Origin of the sequence: Pseudomonas solani, from assembly GCF_026072635.1 — a bacterium.
Taxonomy (GTDB): domain Bacteria; phylum Pseudomonadota; class Gammaproteobacteria; order Pseudomonadales; family Pseudomonadaceae; genus Metapseudomonas; species Metapseudomonas solani.
Genome location: NZ_AP023081.1, coordinates 579680 through 594135, shown reverse-complemented (window position 1 = coordinate 594135; position 14456 = coordinate 579680). Strand labels below are relative to the sequence as shown.

The 14456-nt window shown below is 65.7% G+C and carries 15 protein-coding genes and 1 pseudogene; 10 read left to right on the top strand and 6 right to left on the bottom strand.

The features are described 5' to 3' along the window. Nucleotides 1–210: 210 nt before the first annotated feature. Both PSm6_RS02730 and PSm6_RS02725 read right to left on the bottom strand, forming a co-directional pair. The gene (locus PSm6_RS02730) at nt 211–1761 is read right to left on the bottom strand and encodes a glycoside hydrolase family 17 protein (RefSeq protein ID WP_265169476.1); all 1551 of its coding nucleotides are present in this window, start codon (nt 1759–1761) and stop codon (nt 211–213) included. Between the two features lie 121 nt (nt 1762–1882). Continuing rightward, nucleotides 1883–2107: a DUF2061 domain-containing protein gene (locus PSm6_RS02725; RefSeq protein WP_021221279.1), complete on the bottom strand. Its 225-nt coding sequence runs from the start codon at nt 2105–2107 to the stop codon at nt 1883–1885. Nucleotides 2108–2334: 227 nt separating this feature from the next. Between PSm6_RS02725 and PSm6_RS02720 the strand changes: the two genes are divergently transcribed. Beyond that, nucleotides 2335–2646, top strand: a complete 312-nt coding sequence (locus tag PSm6_RS02720) for a DUF485 domain-containing protein (protein ID WP_021221278.1) — start codon at nt 2335–2337, stop codon at nt 2644–2646. Continuing rightward, nucleotides 2643–4310, top strand: a complete 1668-nt coding sequence (locus PSm6_RS02715) for a cation acetate symporter (protein ID WP_021221277.1) — start codon at nt 2643–2645, stop codon at nt 4308–4310. Before PSm6_RS02720 ends, PSm6_RS02715 begins: the two co-directional genes overlap by 4 nt. Before the next feature lie 321 nt (nt 4311–4631). Here PSm6_RS02715 and PSm6_RS02710 read toward each other — a convergent pair whose 3' ends face one another. Beyond that, nucleotides 4632–4790: a DUF3309 family protein gene (locus PSm6_RS02710; protein WP_021221276.1), complete on the bottom strand. Its 159-nt coding sequence runs from the start codon at nt 4788–4790 to the stop codon at nt 4632–4634. A 225-nt stretch (nt 4791–5015) separates the two neighbouring features. Here PSm6_RS02710 and PSm6_RS02705 point away from each other — a divergent pair, with 225 nt between their 5' ends. From PSm6_RS02705 to PSm6_RS02670, 8 genes and pseudogenes are all read left to right on the top strand, one after another. Next, nucleotides 5016–5387, top strand: a complete 372-nt coding sequence (locus PSm6_RS02705; RefSeq protein WP_031288404.1) for a DUF2784 domain-containing protein — start codon at nt 5016–5018, stop codon at nt 5385–5387. A gap of 137 nt (nt 5388–5524) precedes the next feature. Beyond that, nucleotides 5525–6337 carry an SDR family oxidoreductase gene (locus PSm6_RS02700; RefSeq protein WP_021221274.1) on the top strand — a complete coding sequence of 271 codons (813 nt, stop codon included), beginning with the start codon at nt 5525–5527 and terminating at the stop codon, nt 6335–6337. 198 nt (nt 6338–6535) lie between these two features. Beyond that, nucleotides 6536–7665, top strand: a pseudogene (locus tag PSm6_RS02695) (MFS transporter). A 90-nt stretch (nt 7666–7755) separates the two neighbouring features. Then, complete coding sequence (locus tag PSm6_RS02690; protein WP_021221272.1) at nt 7756–8184, top strand: hypothetical protein; 429 nt, start codon at nt 7756–7758, stop codon at nt 8182–8184. Nucleotides 8185–8273: 89 nt separating this feature from the next. Further along, nucleotides 8274–8606: a YnfA family protein gene (locus PSm6_RS02685; RefSeq protein ID WP_021221271.1), complete on the top strand. Its 333-nt coding sequence runs from the start codon at nt 8274–8276 to the stop codon at nt 8604–8606. A 137-nt stretch (nt 8607–8743) separates the two neighbouring features. Next, complete coding sequence (locus PSm6_RS02680) at nt 8744–9052, top strand: hypothetical protein (RefSeq protein WP_021221270.1); 309 nt, start codon at nt 8744–8746, stop codon at nt 9050–9052. Nucleotides 9053–9330: 278 nt separating this feature from the next. Continuing rightward, entirely contained in the window at nt 9331–10845 is a 1515-nt protein-coding gene (locus PSm6_RS02675) for a sensor domain-containing diguanylate cyclase (protein WP_265169474.1), read from the top strand. A gap of 224 nt (nt 10846–11069) precedes the next feature. After that, complete coding sequence (locus tag PSm6_RS02670; RefSeq protein WP_021221268.1) at nt 11070–11495, top strand: organic hydroperoxide resistance protein; 426 nt, start codon at nt 11070–11072, stop codon at nt 11493–11495. A gap of 81 nt (nt 11496–11576) precedes the next feature. Here PSm6_RS02670 and mmsB read toward each other — a convergent pair whose 3' ends face one another. Genes mmsB through PSm6_RS02655 form a run of 3 tightly spaced genes read right to left on the bottom strand, consistent with a single transcriptional unit; the run spans nt 11577 to nt 14456 of the window. Continuing rightward, nucleotides 11577–12470, bottom strand: a complete 894-nt coding sequence (gene mmsB / locus PSm6_RS02665; RefSeq protein WP_021221267.1) for a 3-hydroxyisobutyrate dehydrogenase — start codon at nt 12468–12470, stop codon at nt 11577–11579. Between the two features lie 29 nt (nt 12471–12499). Then, entirely contained in the window at nt 12500–13603 is a 1104-nt protein-coding gene (dspII, locus tag PSm6_RS02660; RefSeq protein ID WP_021221266.1) for an enoyl-CoA hydratase/isomerase DspII, read from the bottom strand. Between the two features lie 34 nt (nt 13604–13637). After that, complete coding sequence (locus tag PSm6_RS02655; protein WP_184487789.1) at nt 13638–14456, bottom strand: enoyl-CoA hydratase; 819 nt, start codon at nt 14454–14456, stop codon at nt 13638–13640.

Genomic DNA, 14456 nt, shown 5'->3' with positions numbered 1-14456 from the left:
GCCCGGGTGGGCGAAACCAAAAGCACCAGCAGAACTCGGCAATCAGCTGGGCTCAAATCCTCTAGCAACACTTAACGCCGACATAGCCAATTCATTCGCGAAAGGCCCTGCCCGCTGCATCGCGGTTGAAACCGTTCCCACGCCAGCAGGCCGGTTATCGCGGGCCATAAAAAAGGGATGCCGAGGCATCCCTTTTTCGTTGCATCTGGTTCAGCGGCCGAGGCGCAGGCTGCGTACCAGGGCGAGGGTCAGCAGCAGGGCGGTGGCGGCCCAGCCGATCGCCTGGATATTGCCCAGGGTCTCCTCATAGAGCTGCGGGATGATGCCCAGGCCGATGAACAGAGCCAGCAGGGCGATCTCGCGGCGCGGTGCTTTCACCGGGCGGCACAGGTAGACCACCGCCGGCAGCAGCAGTGCGGCGCTGGGGAAGCTGCGGTAGCGGGCGTCGAAGACCAGGGCCAGCATCAGCACGGCACCGGCGAAGCCAGAGGCGGACAGCCACCAACTGGCACGGGTGTCGAGCCAGGCGAACAGGCGGCCACGGGCGCCTTCGCGGGTCGACAGCGCCAAGGCGCCGTGCATCAGCACCACCAGGTTGAGGCCGACGATGAAGGCCGCCCAGGCCCATTCACCGGCGAAGCGAGCGGTGATGCGCGCCAGTTCGGCCCACATGCCGATGCAACCGGCACCCAGTGCGGCCAGCAGGGGCAGCAGCAGGGCGGCGCGGCTGGAGGCGGGGCGCCCGGCGACGATCAGGGTGAGGGCGAAGATCAGCCCGCTGACGGAAAGCCACAGCGGCCAGTTCGGCAGGTTGGAAACCGGGCCGGCGAGCACGCCCTTCTCGGTACGGTCAGCACTGAACAGGCCCCAGTAGCCGCCGACAGCGCCTTCGCTTTCGCGCTTCCAGGGCTGGTCGAAGGCTTCGATCAGGTTGTAGCGCCAGCCGTTCTCTTCGGCCATGTGCACGAAGCCACGGATGAACAGGGCTTCGTTGACGCGGCTGGGCAGGGCGGTTTCGCGCTGGCGGCCTTCGCTGGGCCAGCCGGTTTCGCCGATCACGATGTCCTTGGGTGCGAAGCGCGTACCGAACTCCTCGCGGATGTCCTTCACGTGGGCCAGGGCCTCGTGGATGCCGGCGGGGTCGTCTTCCCAGTAGGGCAGCAGGTGAATGGTGAGGAAGTCCACCGCCGGGGCGACTTCAGGGTGCTTGAGCCAGAACTCCCACACATCCGCATAGGTGACCGGCTGCTTGACCTGGGCTTTCACCTGGCCGATCAGCTTGGCCAGCTGGGTGCCGGTGACTTCCTTGCGCAGCAGTGTCTCGTTACCGACGATCACCGCCTCGACCACGTCCGGGTTGGCGTTGGCGGCCTTGATCAGCGCGTCGATCTCCTTGCCGGTGTCCACCGGGTTGCCGTTGACCCAGGCGCCGAGCATCAGCTTCAGGCCGTGCTTGCGGGCCAGCTCCGGGATGGCTTCGAGGCCGGTCATGGAGTAGGTGCGCACGCAATGGAAGCGGGTGGCGAGCAGTTCGAGGTCGGCGTCCATGCGTTCGGGGCGCAGCACGAAGGGCTGGTCGAACGGCGACTGGTCCTTGTCGAACGGGCTGTAGGAGGCGCATTGCAGCTTGTGCGTCGGGGTGGCCGCATCGGGCAGGATCACCGGCTTGCCCTGGCCGTACCAGAGGGCGGCGAGCAGCAGCAGGGCGGCGATCGAGGCGAGCAGGTAGGGCAGAACGGGGAAGTGACGGGTCTGGCTCATGGGCTAAGGGCGCGTGGTGGCGGCAAAGCCGCGCATCTTAGCGGATTCAGCTGTTCGGTAGGAATGCGCTGGCCACCTGCTAACTGGTTTCAGCGCATTACCGAGGTGTTTTCCGGCCCGTTCAGGCGTGCTGGTGCAACCAGTTGCCCCGAGGCGCCGCCGGGCCTTCGGCCTTGGCCTTCTCGAAGCGCTTCCAGACCTTCTCGTGGACGTAGAAGCCCACGGAGTTGACCAGCGGCTCGACGATCGCCACCAGGCCACCGATGGCGACGCTACCGGTGAGCAGGTAGGCGACGGTGAAGGCGATGCCGAAGTGCATGACGGTGAAGGTGACGGTCTTGAGCATGATGGGTCTCCCTTAGATGGGAATGATTCCGAGTTACGTGCAGAGTAGAGGCCCTGTTCCATGTAAGGAAATATGCATGGGAAATGGTGCTGATAGAGCGCCTATATGAATGGCCTACGACCTTGGTCGAGAAAGCCCCCACGCTACGACTAAGGTCGTCTGTTGCCTGTGTACGAGCGTTCTAGAGTTGTTTTCACCACTAACGTGCTGTGTAGAGGACAACAACAATGAACGACAGCATCTACCAGCGGATTCACGAGAATCCGCGATTCCAGGAGTTGGTCGCCAAGCGCGAACGCTTCGCCTGGATTCTCTCCGCCATCATGCTCGGCCTGTACCTGGCCTTCATCCTGCTCATCGCCTTCGAGCCCCAGGTGCTCGGCACCAAGCTCAGCCCGGGCTCGTCCATCACCTGGGGCATCCCGATCGGCGTCGGCCTGATCGTCTCCGCCTTCGTGCTCACCGGCATCTACGTGCGCCGCGCCAATGGCGAGTTCGACCGTCTGAACCGCGAAGTCCTCAAGGAGGCGCAGCAATGATCGCGCGCATTCTCTCCATCTGCGGCATTGTCGGCCTGATGGCCGTGGCCCCGGCCCTGTGGGCCGCCGGCGCCCTCGAAGGCGACGTGCAGCGCCAGCCGCTGAACGTCTCCGCCATCGTGATGTTCGTGGTCTTTGTCGGCTTCACCCTCTACATCACCTACTGGGCGTCCAAGCGCAGCAAGTCGACCGCCGACTTCTATACCGCCGGCGGCAGCATCACCGGTTTCCAGAACGGCCTGGCGATCGCCGGTGACTACATGTCCGCGGCGTCCTTCCTGGGTATTTCCGCCCTGGTCTACACCTCCGGCTACGACGGCCTGATCTATTCGATCGGCTTCCTCGTCGGCTGGCCGGTGATCCTCTTCCTGATCGCCGAGCGCCTGCGCAACCTGGGCAAGTACACCTTCGCCGACGTCGCCTCCTACCGCCTCAAGCAGAAGGAAATCCGCACCCTGTCCGCCTGCGGTTCTCTGGTGGTGGTGGCCTTCTACCTGATCGCGCAGATGGTCGGTGCCGGCAAGCTGATCGAACTGCTGTTCGGCCTGAACTACCACGTGGCCGTGGTCCTGGTGGGCGTGTTGATGGTGCTCTACGTGCTGTTCGGCGGCATGCTGGCCACCACCTGGGTGCAGATCATCAAGGCGGTGATGTTGCTGTCCGGCGCCTCCTTCATGGCGATCATGGTGCTCAAGCACGTCAACTTCGACATCGGCATGCTGTTCAGCGAGGCCATCAAGGTCCACCCGAAAGGCGAGGCCATCATGAGCCCCGGCGGCCTGGTGAAGGATCCGATCTCGGCGATCTCCCTCGGCCTGGCGCTGATGTTCGGCACCGCCGGCCTGCCGCACATCCTGATGCGCTTCTTCACCGTCAGCGATGCCAAGGAAGCCCGTAAATCGGTGTTCTTCGCCACCGGCTTCATCGGCTACTTCTACATCCTCACCTTCATCATCGGTTTCGGCGCCATCCTCCTGGTCAGCACCAACCCGATGTTCAAGGACGCCACCGGCGCGCTGCTGGGCGGCAACAACATGGCGGCGGTGCACCTGGCCAACGCCGTGGGCGGCAGCCTGTTCCTCGGCTTCATCTCGGCCGTGGCCTTCGCCACCATCCTGGCGGTGGTCGCCGGCCTGACCCTGGCCGGTGCCTCGGCGGTGTCCCACGACCTGTACGCCTCGGTCATCAAGAAGGGCAAGGCCAACGAGAAGGATGAGCTGCGCGTATCGAAGATCACCACCGTCGCACTCGGCGTCCTGGCCATCGGCCTGGGCATCCTGTTCGAGAAGCAGAACATCGCCTTCATGGTGGGCCTGGCCTTCTCCATCGCGGCCAGCTGCAACTTCCCGGTGCTGATCCTTTCCATGTACTGGAAGAAGCTGACCACCCGTGGCGCCATGATCGGCGGCTGGCTGGGCCTGATCACCGCGGTCGGCCTGATGATCCTCGGCCCAACCATCTGGGTGCAGATCCTCGGTCATGCCGAAGCCATCTACCCCTACGAGTACCCGGCGCTGTTCTCGATCCTGGTGGCCTTCGTGGGTATCTGGTTCTTCTCCATCACCGACAAGTCCGCCGCTGCAGACGAGGAACGCGCACGCTTCTTCCCGCAGTTCGTCCGCTCGCAGACCGGCCTGGGCGCCAGCGGCGCCGTCGCCCACTGATCCACGCACCACTCCGTGACATTGGGCAGCCTTCGGGCTGCCCTTTTTGTTTGGGGTGGGGTTGGGCGGGGGGAGAAAGAAAGGAGCAGCAAGGGTGGGTTGCGAGGTTGGGGTCGGCTTCGGAGAGGCGGTGGGCTGAAGCCCACCCTACAGCCCACCCTACGCCCACCCTATGCGCATGCTACGTCCACCCTGTGCCCTGCCTGTGTGGCTTATGGGGCTGCTGCAGGTGGGAGGGGATGAGAGGGGGAGGAGGAAAGACAGGAAGGGGTGCTCGCCTCGCGAACCACATCCGCCAATGTGGCCCGAGAGGGAGCGTGGTCAGATACGGCCCAATATCATCAGAACCAGCAGGATGATCAGCAGGGTGCCGATGATGCCAGAGGGACCGTAACCCCAGCCACGGGAGTGGGGGAATACAGGCAGGCCGCCAATGAGCAGCAGGATCAGGATGACGAGCAGAATGGTACTGATACCCATGGTGGAACTCCTTCTATGAACCTTGTTCTTGGACTTCCCGGAGCCGCCGCACACTTCATGCATCGCTGCATGCAAGGTGAGTGACCGCTCCTGTAAATTCCGACTTCGCCTGTTTTGCAAAGGTTCATGAAAGATTCTTGCGCGGGCGTTTTTGCCGAGTGAAAACAAGGGCTTGCCGACTATCAGAAGTTGGGGCGGGCCGCGGAAACGAACGGGGACAGCAGGATGCTTTATCGGATTGCAGCGGACGCGGTGGTGCTTTTCCACCTGGGTTTCATCCTCTTCGTGCTGCTGGGTGGCCTGCTGGTGCTGCGCTGGCCGAAGCTGGCGCTGTTGCACCTGCCCGCCGCCTGCTGGGGCGTGACCGTCGAATGGCTGCACCTGATCTGCCCGCTCACACCGCTGGAAAACAGCCTGCGCCGCGCGGCCGGCGAGCAGGGCTACGAAGGTGGTTTCATCGAGCATCACGTGCTGCCGGTGATCTACCCGGCGGGCCTCACGCCGGGCATCCAGCTCTGGCTCGGCGGCATCGTCGTCGGCCTCAACCTGCTGGTCTACGGTGTTCTCCTGGTGCGCCTGCTGCGTCGCGCCCGCTAGCGCCTGTCGAGGGTGCGCGCAAGGCGCCGATGCGTTGATTTGCCCCCGTCATTCAGCGCCCTGATTTCGCGCTTTGGCGGGTGGCGCCTCGCTAAACTGCGGGGCACCAACGCACATACCAAGAAGGCAACCTCACCATGCAGAACCGCATCATGATCACCGGCGCTGGCTCCGGTCTGGGCCGTGAGATCGCCCTGCGCTGGGCCCGTGAAGGCAGCAAGCTGGCCCTTTCCGATGTCAACGAGCCCGGGCTGGCGGAAACCCTCGCACTGGTCCGCGAAGCGGGTGGCGACGGCTTCACCCAACGCTGCGACGTTCGCGACTACAGCCAGCTCACCGCCTTCGCCCAGGCCTGCGAGCAGAAGCTCGGCGGCATCGACATCATCGTCAACAACGCGGGCGTGGCCTCCGGCGGCTTCTTCGAGGAGCTGTCCCTGGAAGACTGGGACTGGCAGATCGCGATCAACCTGATGGGCGTGGTCAAGGGCTGCAAGGCCTTCCTGCCGCTGCTGCAGCGCAGCAAGGGCCGCATCGTCAACATTGCGTCCATGGCGGCGCTGATGCAGGGCCCGGCGATGAGCAACTACAACGTGGCCAAGGCCGGCGTGGTGGCGCTCTCGGAAAGCCTGCTGATCGAACTCAAGCAGGAAGGTGTCGGCGTGCACGTGGTCTGCCCGTCGTTCTTCCAGACCAACCTGCTGGACTCCTTCCGTGGCCCGACCCCGGCCATGAAGCAGCAGGTGGGCAAGCTGCTGGAAAGCTCGCCGATCAGCGCCGCCGATATCGCCGACTACATCTTCAATGAAGTGGCCGCCGGCACCTTCATGATCCTGCCCCACGAGCAGGGCCGCATGGCCTGGGCGGTGAAGCAGAAGAACCCGCAGATGCTCTACGACGAGATGGCCAACATGTCGGACAAGATGCGCGCCAAGGGCCGCCAGCAGGCGTGAGCCCTTCCGGCCCGGCTCCACGCAGGTGGGGCCAGGCCTGCCAGCGGCGTTTAGTGGCTGGTTTTTCTGTCCGGTCGGTCAGTTTATCCATGCCGGTGGCTTGCCCGGCTGCGCTTTCGCGGAGTAGGGTTGCACCCCCGGCGTGCATGCCGACGACCTTCTGGACTCCCTGTGAAACCTGCTTCCCGAGCCCTGTTCATGCTGGCTCTGGTGCTGGCGGCGATCAACCTGCGCCCTGGCATCACTTCCCTTGCCCCCTGATCGAACGCATCGCCAGCGAGCTCGACCTGAGCCGTGGGCTGATCAGCCTCACCACCGCGTTGCCGGTGCTGTGCATGGGCCTGCTGGCGCCCCTGGCACCGCGCCTGGCCATGCGCTTCGGCCTGGAACGGGTGATCGCCCTGTGCCTGCTGCTCATCGTCATCGCCTGCGGCGTGCGCGTGGCCGGGCACGCCAGTGCGGTGCTGATCGGCAGCGCGGTGCTGTTGGGCGCCGGCATCGCCATCGCCGGACCGCTGGTGTCCGGGTTCATCAAGCGCCATTTCCATGACCAGGTTGGCCGCGTGGTCGCCTGGTATTCCCTGAGCATGACGATCGGTGGCGCCTCCGGCGCGGTGCTCACCGAGCCGGTGACCCAGGCGCTGGCCAACGAATGGTCGATGGGCCTGGCGTTCTGGGCGTTGCCGGCACTGGCCGCGATGATCCTCTGGCTGTTCCTGCCCAACCGCGCGGAGACGAGCAGCGAGGCCGGGGGCTCCGGCGGGCTGCCCTGGCGTGAGCCGCGTGCCTGGCTGATCACCGCCTTCTTCGCCATCCAGGCCGGGCTGTTCTATGCCCTCACCACCTGGCTGGTGGCGCGTTACCACGAGGCCGGCTTCAGCGTGCTGCGCAGCAACAGCCTGTTCAGCCTGTTCATGCTGGTGGGGCTGCCCAGCGCCTTCATCCTGCCCTGGCTGGCCCAGCGCTACGACAACCGCTACCAGCTGCTGCTCGGGTGCGGCATCACCAGTTCGCTGTGCCTGGGGATGATCACCTTCGCCCCCGGCCTCTACCCCGAGGTCTGGGCGGTGCTGCTGGGGCTGGGGCTTTCCGGTTCCTTCGCGCTGTCCATGGTGCTGCCGCTGTACGAGGTGAACACCTCCCTGGCGGTGAGCCGCTGGACGGCGATGATGCTCTTCGCCGGCTACAGCCTGGGCAGCCTGACGCCGGTGCTCGCCGGCCTCGGTCGCGACCTGGGCGGCAACTACCAGTTGCCCTTCATGGTCTTCACCGGCCTGGCGGTGACCATGTGCGTGCTGGCCTGGATGTTGGGCCGGCGCCGGGCCTGATGGGGCCTGGTCGAGGAAATCAGCGGCAATTCCTTTCCTGCCTGGCAGCCCTGTGATAGAAGGCTGCCACTGTTTTTCTGGAGTGCTCGCGTGGACTCTGAATCCATCGTCTATGGCTGCATCCGCGACTGGCCGTCGGACGACGGCGAGGTGCGGCAACTGCGCCGCGCGACCAACCGCCGCGTGATCGAAAGCCTGCCTGCCGGTGACATCTGGCCCTTCCTCGGGCGCGAGATGTTTTCCTTCAGCGCCCATCCCGGCCAGGGGCTCTACCAGACCCAGGTGATCCACTTCGGTGCCAGCTATGCGGCGGTGGAGTACGAGTGGAACCTGTGGGTGCAACAGTTCGAGGCCCTGCTCAAGCAGCTCTACTGGGGCAGCGCCGTGGTGCACCTGGAGACCGAGCTCAACGGCACCCACACCTTCCGCTGGGAAAGCGAACAGGGCTTCCACAGCCCCCAGGAAGCCAACCTGCGCGTACGCTGCGCCTGGGAACGCGAAGGCGCGTTGCGCGGCTGAACGCCGGGCGCGCTCCTTGCATTCAGCTCCCTGCAATGAGCTGCAGTGTGAGCCGCGCCCAGATCGGTTCCAGACGAGGACATCCCCCCATGCTCAACTACCTCTGGTTCTTCCTCGCCGCACTCTTCGAGATCGCCGGTTGCTATGCCTTCTTCATGTGGCTGCGCCTGGATCGCAGCGCCTGGTGGATCGCCCCCGGGCTGCTCAGCCTGCTGTGCTTCGCCCTGCTGCTGACCCGCGTCGAAGCGGCCTACGCCGGTCGCGCCTATGCGGCCTACGGTGGCATTTACATCATCACCTCGCTGCTCTGGCTGGGCCTGGTGGAGCGCACCCGCCCGCTGGCCAGCGATTGGCTGGGCGCGGCGCTCTGCGTCGCGGGTGCGCTGGTCATCCTGCTGGGCCCGCGCTTCTCCCAGAGCTGAAGGGCAACCCGTGCTTTCGTCGAATCCTGATACAGATGGGGGTGGCAAGGCGCTCCCGGGCTGCTAGATTTTCGTCCTCGGTCTCGATCATCCTTTCGCCAGGCCCGGTTACCCAACAAGAACAGGACGGACCCGCCATGGATACTTGTCAGAGCATTTCCGCTGCCGAATTGAAGAACCTGGTCCATCAGCAACTGCACGACTGTTCCCCTGCCCAGCAGGTGGTGTTCGCCGCCTGTCGCGTTCCCTTCTATGCCCACACCCGGCTGCGCCTCGGCGAGCTGGAGCCGGTGCTGGTCGTCGCCGAATTGCCCAGCGGTCTCCTCTACTTCGAGGAGGCGGACGAGGGCTTCGGCCTTGGCGTGGCGGACGAGCACGGCGTGCTCCACTGCCATGGCCACGACCCGCTGGCACTGGCCCAGGCCCTGTCCCGCGCCGGCTTCTGAGGCGCTCCGGGCTGCCGGTTATCCAGGCGGCCATTCTGCCGATGCACTGTTCCCACAGCGTCACGCCTGTCGCCCGCTCGACAGCGAAGGTGCGCGCAAGGGGCTCAATCGCGTAGCATTTCTATGCGTGATGGCACTTTGCAATCTTCCGCCTGCCGCCGTCATTTCAGGCCCGTTCCGGGCACCGCTGGCTAAGCTTCTTGTCTGAAGCGAAGAGCTGGCTTCAACCACCATCAACATCAGCCGCTGCATGCAGCCGGCCCACAGGGGAGCGACGGATGGAGAAAGTAGAGGCCAAACGCCTGGCGCTGTTCCTGCGCACGCGCCTGGCTCTATGGCTGGCCTACTTCCTGATCCTGTTCGGTGGTGTGGTGGCCATCGGCGTCAACCTCTATCAGGTGTTCGACTCCCGCACGCACTACCTCAGCGAGGCGGACAAATCCAACGCCAATCTGGCCTACTCGGTTTCCCAGCACGCGGAGGAGACCATCAAGGAAGCCGACCTGATCCTCAGCGGCCTGGTCTACCTGCTGGAAAGCGCCGACCTGCATGACCAGCAGCGCATCAAGGGCCTGATCACCGCCTACAAGCTTCGCGCGCAGCAGCTGTCCGGCATCTACGTGTTCGACAGCAGCGGGCGTTGGCTCCACTACACCAGCGCGCCGCCGTCGCCCACCACCAGCAGTGCCGACCAGGAATACTTCCAGCACCACCTCAACTCGGTGAGCCGCGACATCGAGGTCAGCTCGCCCATGCAGAGCCGTTCCACCGGCGAGTGGGTGCTGCCCATCTCGCGCCGCCTCAATGGCCCCCATGGCGAGTTCGCCGGGGTGGTGTTGGCGACCATCCGCATCAGCTACTTCAACGCCTTCTACAAGGACTTCGACATCGGCCGCAACGGCGCCATCCTCCTGGCCGAGAACGACGGCACCCTGGTGGTGCGGCGCCCGGTCATGGAGCCCGGTACCGGCAACCTGAAGGACAGCCCGTTGTTCATGGACGACCTGAAGAACTCGCCGGTGGGCACCGGCGCCGGCCTTTCCAGCCTGGACGGCCGCGAGCGCGTCTACGCCTACCGGGTGCTGGACGGCTACCCGCTGCTGGTGGTGGCCGCGATGCAGAAGAGCGAAGTGCTCATCGAATGGCGGCAGAAGGCCGTGGTGCTGGTGACCTTGGTCACCGGTCTGGTGTTGGCGCTGATGAGCATCGGCGTGGTGCTGGTGCGGCGTACCCGCCAGCGCCTGCTGGCGGCCCGCAGCATCCAGCTGGAGAACGAGGAGCTGTCGCAGCTGGCGGCGATAGACGGCCTGACCGGCATCGCCAACCGCCGGCAGTTCGACAAGACCCTCAACGAGGAATTCCAGCGCGCGGCGATCATCCGCCAGCCCATCTCGCTGCTGATGATCGATGTGGATAACTTCAAGCTGTTCAACGACACCTACGGCCACCGTGCCGGCGACCTGTGCCTCAAGGCGGTGAGCGAGGCGCTCAAGGTGATCAAGATCCGCTCCACCGACCTCATTGCCCGCTACGGCGGCGAAGAGTTCGCCATCATCCTGCCGCACACCGCGCCGGCCGGCGCCCAGGTGATCGCCGAGAGCGTGCGCGCCGCCGTCGAGACGAAGCACATAGAGCACCTGGGGGCCCAGGCCGGCGTGGTGACCGTGAGCATCGGCATCCACAGCATGATCCCCCGCCCCGGCGACCTGCCCGAGATGCTCATCCAGAGTGCGGACACGGCCCTCTACGCCGCCAAGCACTCCGGGCGCAACAAGGTGCGCAGCTTCGGCTGAGTGCAGCCCGACCCTCCAATAACCCTGAATCCGGTCGCTTTGCAGGGCTGCGGGCCGCAGCTTGCCTGCTTATGCCATCCAAGCGAACACTTATTGCCAATTCTTCTTGAAATTAATATTGCGCGCAAAATAAATGCACACTAATCTTCGCTCCATGGAATCGCTTAGCGCACAAATCTACAGCGAACCAAATAACCCCCAATCGCTATCCAGAGGAATACATCATGAGCATCGAAAACGTCCTGTATCGCGCCTATGCAGAAGCCACCGGTGGCCGTGAAGGCCGCGCCATCTCCTCCGACGGCGTCCTCGACGTCTCCCTGACCACCCCGCGTGAACTGGGTGGCGCGGGCGGCGAGGGCACCAACCCCGAGCAACTGTTCGCCGCCGGTTATTCGGCCTGCTTCCTGGGGGCGATCAAGTTCGTCGGTGCCCGTGACAAGTACGCCGTTCCGGCGGACGCCTCCATCGAAGGCATCGTCGGCATCGGCGCCATCCCCACCGGCTTCGGCATCGAGGTGGAACTGCAGATCAGCCTGCCGGGCATGGACAAGGACAAGGCGCGTGAGCTGGTGGAAAAAGCCCACATCGTCTGCCCCTACTCCAACGCCACCCGCGGCAACATCGACGTCACCCTCACCCTGGTCTGAGGCGACGGTGGAATGAAAAAGGGCCCTTCGGGGCCCTTTTTGCGTTTGGGAGAAACAGCGTTCGCAGGATGGGGCGAGCGGTCAGGCCTCGGGCTCGATGAACAGCTGCTGCACCACGGAGAAGTCCTGGCGGCCCTTGCCCTGCTTGAGCAGCATCTTGTAGAGCTGCAGCGCCAGGGCGCCCATGGGGGTGCTGTTCTGGGTGAGCTGCGCGGCCTCCTGGGCCAGGCCCAGGTCCTTGGCCATCAGCTCGGCCATGAAGCCGCCCTGGTAGCCGTTACTCGCCGGTGCCGCAGCCATCACGCCGGGCCAGGGGTTGTAGCGCTCCAGCACCCAGTTGCCGCCGGAGCTCTGGCGCATGATCTCCGCCAGGGCGCTGGGGTCGAGGCCGTTGGCCACGCCCAGGGCCATGGCTTCGGCGGTGGCGATCATCTGCACCGCCAGCACCTGGTTGTTGCACACCTTGGCCACCTGGCCGGCGCCTTCGGGGCCGGCGTGGAAGATGTTCTTGCCCATGGCCGCCAGCACCGGGCGGGCCTTTTCCAGGGTGTTGCCGTCGCCGCCGACCATGAAGGTCAGGGTGCCGCCAGCGGCCCCGGCGGTGCCACCGGAAACCGGTGCGTCCAGCAGGTCGATGCCCAGCGCCTTGGCCTGGGCGTGCACCTTGCGCGCCGAGTCGGGGGCGATGGTCGAGCACTCCAGCACCAGGGTGCCGGCGCGGATGAAGGCGAGCAGGCCGTCATCGCCCAGGTACAGGCCCTCCACATGGCGGCTGGCGGGCAGCATGCTGACCACGATCTCGACGCCGGAAACGGCGTCGTGGGCATCGTTGGCGGCCTTGGCACCTTCGGCCACCAGTTCGTCCACCGCGCTTTGCACCAGGTCGAAGACTTTGAGCTCATGGCCGGCCTTGAGCAGGTTGCGGGCCATTGGCAGGCCCATGTTGCCGAGGCCGATGAAGGCGATCTTTTTCATTGTTGTTCTCCTTGGCCGTTGTGGATGGGCTAGAGCGCTGCCAGCGGATGGGGGCCATCCCACACCGGCTCGAAGTGCGCCTCGATCACCGCGCGGGGGATGGCGGCGGCATCGGGCCAGTGCCAGCGCGGCGTGTTGTCCTTGTCGATCAGGCGCGCCCGCACGCCTTCGGAGAAATCCGGGTGGCGGCAGCAGTTCAGGCTCATGGCGTATTCCATGCGGAACACCTCACCCAGGGACAGGTAGCGGGCACGGCGGATCTGCTCCCAGACCAGGTGCGCGGTGAGCGGGCAGCCGCCCGCCAGGGTCTTGGCGGCGCGGGCGAGGAGGGCGTCATCGTCGTGCAGCAGCGCGGTGATGGCCTTCCAGGCGGTCGGCAGGTCGGCCACGTCCAGCAGGGCGTCGATGCGCGCCCGGCGTGGCAGCCACTGGGCCGCTGGCAACTGGCCGCGGGCCTGGTGTTCCAGGGACTGCAGCAGGCTGGTGAGCTGCGCGCCGGCCTGCTCGCGCCAGTTCAGCTGCACCAGGCCGTCGAGCAGCTCGGCTTGCTGGTCTTCCAGCAGGAAGCGGTCGGCGAGACCCAGGTCCAGGGCGTCGTGGGCGTTGATGGTGCTGGCGGTGAGGCCGAGGAACAGCCCCAGGCGGCCGGGCAGGCGGGCGAGGAACCAGCTGCCGCCGACGTCCGGGTACAGGCCGATGTTGATCTCCGGCATGCCCAGGCGGCTGGAGGGGGTGACGATGCGGATGGCCGCGCCCTGCATCAGGCCCATGCCGCCGCCCAGCACATGGCCGTGGGCCCAGCAGATCAGCGGCTTGGAGTAGGTGTGGATGCGGTGGTCGAGGCGGTATTCGTCGGCGAAGAAGCGCGCCGCCAGCGGGGGCACCTCGCCGGGGTGTTCGCGACAGGCCTCCACCAGCTTGCGCACATCGCCGCCGGCGCAGAAGGCGCGCGGGCCGTTGCCGCGCAGCAGCACGCAGACGACCTCCGGGTTGCTTTCCCATTCCTGCAGCCTCGCGTCGAGGGCCTCGATCATTGGCAGGCTCAGGGCGTTGAGGCTGGCTTCGGCATCGAGGCTGGCGATGCCGATGCGGGCGCCGTGCAGGCCGACGCGTTCTTCGAACTGGATATTCATCACTTCTCCCAACGGGTGTCTTCGGGCTGGCGGCTCAGCGGTTGCGCCATTGCGGGTCGCGCTTCTCGAGGAAGGCGTTGACCCCTTCACGGGTGTCCTCGGCGTCGAACAGGTCGACGAAGCGCTCGCGCTCCTCCGGCAACCAGGTGTTCGGCCCGCGCTGGCGCGCGCCTTCGATCAGCGGCTTGATGGTGCGCACCGCCACCGGGCTCTGCCGCGCCACCTTGGCGGCCAGCAGCAGGGCGGCGCCGCGCGCCTCGCCGGTGTCCACCACCTGCTCCACCAGGCCGATGCGCAGGGCGGTTTCCGCGTCCACGCGCTCGCCGCAGAGGATCATGCGCTTGGCCCAGCCTTCGCCCACCAGCCAGGACAGCGCCTGGGTGCCGCCAGCGCAAGGCAGCAGGCCCACGGCGGCTTCGGGCAGGGCCATCAGCGATTGCCGTTCGGCAATGCGCAGGTCGCAGGCCAGGGCGCATTCCAGGCCGCCGCCCATGGCGTAGCCGTTGATCGCGGCGATGGACACGCCACGGAAGTCGCGCAGGGTTTCGAAGGCTTCACCGAAGCGCCGGGCCATCTCGCGGGCGCGGGCCTTGTCGCCGTCGGCGAAGAGGTTGAGGTCGGCGCCGGCGCTGAAGAACTTCGGTCCCTGGCCGGTCACCACCAGGGCGTAGACGTCGTCGTCGCGGTTGAGGTGCTCGACCACCTGCTTGAGGCCGATCAGCGAGTCGCGGTCCCAGGTGTTGGCCGGCGGGTGGTTGATGGTGATCAGCGCGGTGTGCCCGTGCTTTTCCACGGTGAGCTTGTGGGTCAGGTCGAAAACGCCGGCTTGGTACGGCTCTACGGCAGTGCTCAT

Bases quoted from the DNA above. Each gene is read 5' to 3' on its own strand.
- PSm6_RS02730 (WP_265169476.1), bottom strand. From the start codon at position 1,761: ATGAGCCAGACCCGTCACTTCCCCGTTCTGCCCTACCTGCTCGCCTCG.
- PSm6_RS02725 (WP_021221279.1), bottom strand. From the start codon at position 2,107: ATGCTCAAGACCGTCACCTTCACCGTCATGCACTTCGGCATCGCCTTC.
- PSm6_RS02720 (WP_021221278.1), top strand. From the start codon at position 2,335: ATGAACGACAGCATCTACCAGCGGATTCACGAGAATCCGCGATTCCAG.
- PSm6_RS02715 (WP_021221277.1), top strand. From the start codon at position 2,643: ATGATCGCGCGCATTCTCTCCATCTGCGGCATTGTCGGCCTGATGGCC.
- PSm6_RS02710 (WP_021221276.1), bottom strand. From the start codon at position 4,790: ATGGGTATCAGTACCATTCTGCTCGTCATCCTGATCCTGCTGCTCATT.
- PSm6_RS02705 (WP_031288404.1), top strand. From the start codon at position 5,016: ATGCTTTATCGGATTGCAGCGGACGCGGTGGTGCTTTTCCACCTGGGT.
- PSm6_RS02700 (WP_021221274.1), top strand. From the start codon at position 5,525: ATGCAGAACCGCATCATGATCACCGGCGCTGGCTCCGGTCTGGGCCGT.
- PSm6_RS02685 (WP_021221271.1), top strand. From the start codon at position 8,274: ATGCTCAACTACCTCTGGTTCTTCCTCGCCGCACTCTTCGAGATCGCC.
- PSm6_RS02680 (WP_021221270.1), top strand. From the start codon at position 8,744: ATGGATACTTGTCAGAGCATTTCCGCTGCCGAATTGAAGAACCTGGTC.
- PSm6_RS02675 (WP_265169474.1), top strand. From the start codon at position 9,331: ATGGAGAAAGTAGAGGCCAAACGCCTGGCGCTGTTCCTGCGCACGCGC.
- PSm6_RS02670 (WP_021221268.1), top strand. From the start codon at position 11,070: ATGAGCATCGAAAACGTCCTGTATCGCGCCTATGCAGAAGCCACCGGT.
- mmsB (WP_021221267.1), bottom strand. From the start codon at position 12,470: ATGAAAAAGATCGCCTTCATCGGCCTCGGCAACATGGGCCTGCCAATG.
- dspII (WP_021221266.1), bottom strand. From the start codon at position 13,603: ATGAATATCCAGTTCGAAGAACGCGTCGGCCTGCACGGCGCCCGCATC.
- PSm6_RS02655 (WP_184487789.1), bottom strand. From the start codon at position 14,456: ATGAGCACTGCCGTAGAGCCGTACCAAGCCGGCGTTTTCGACCTGACC.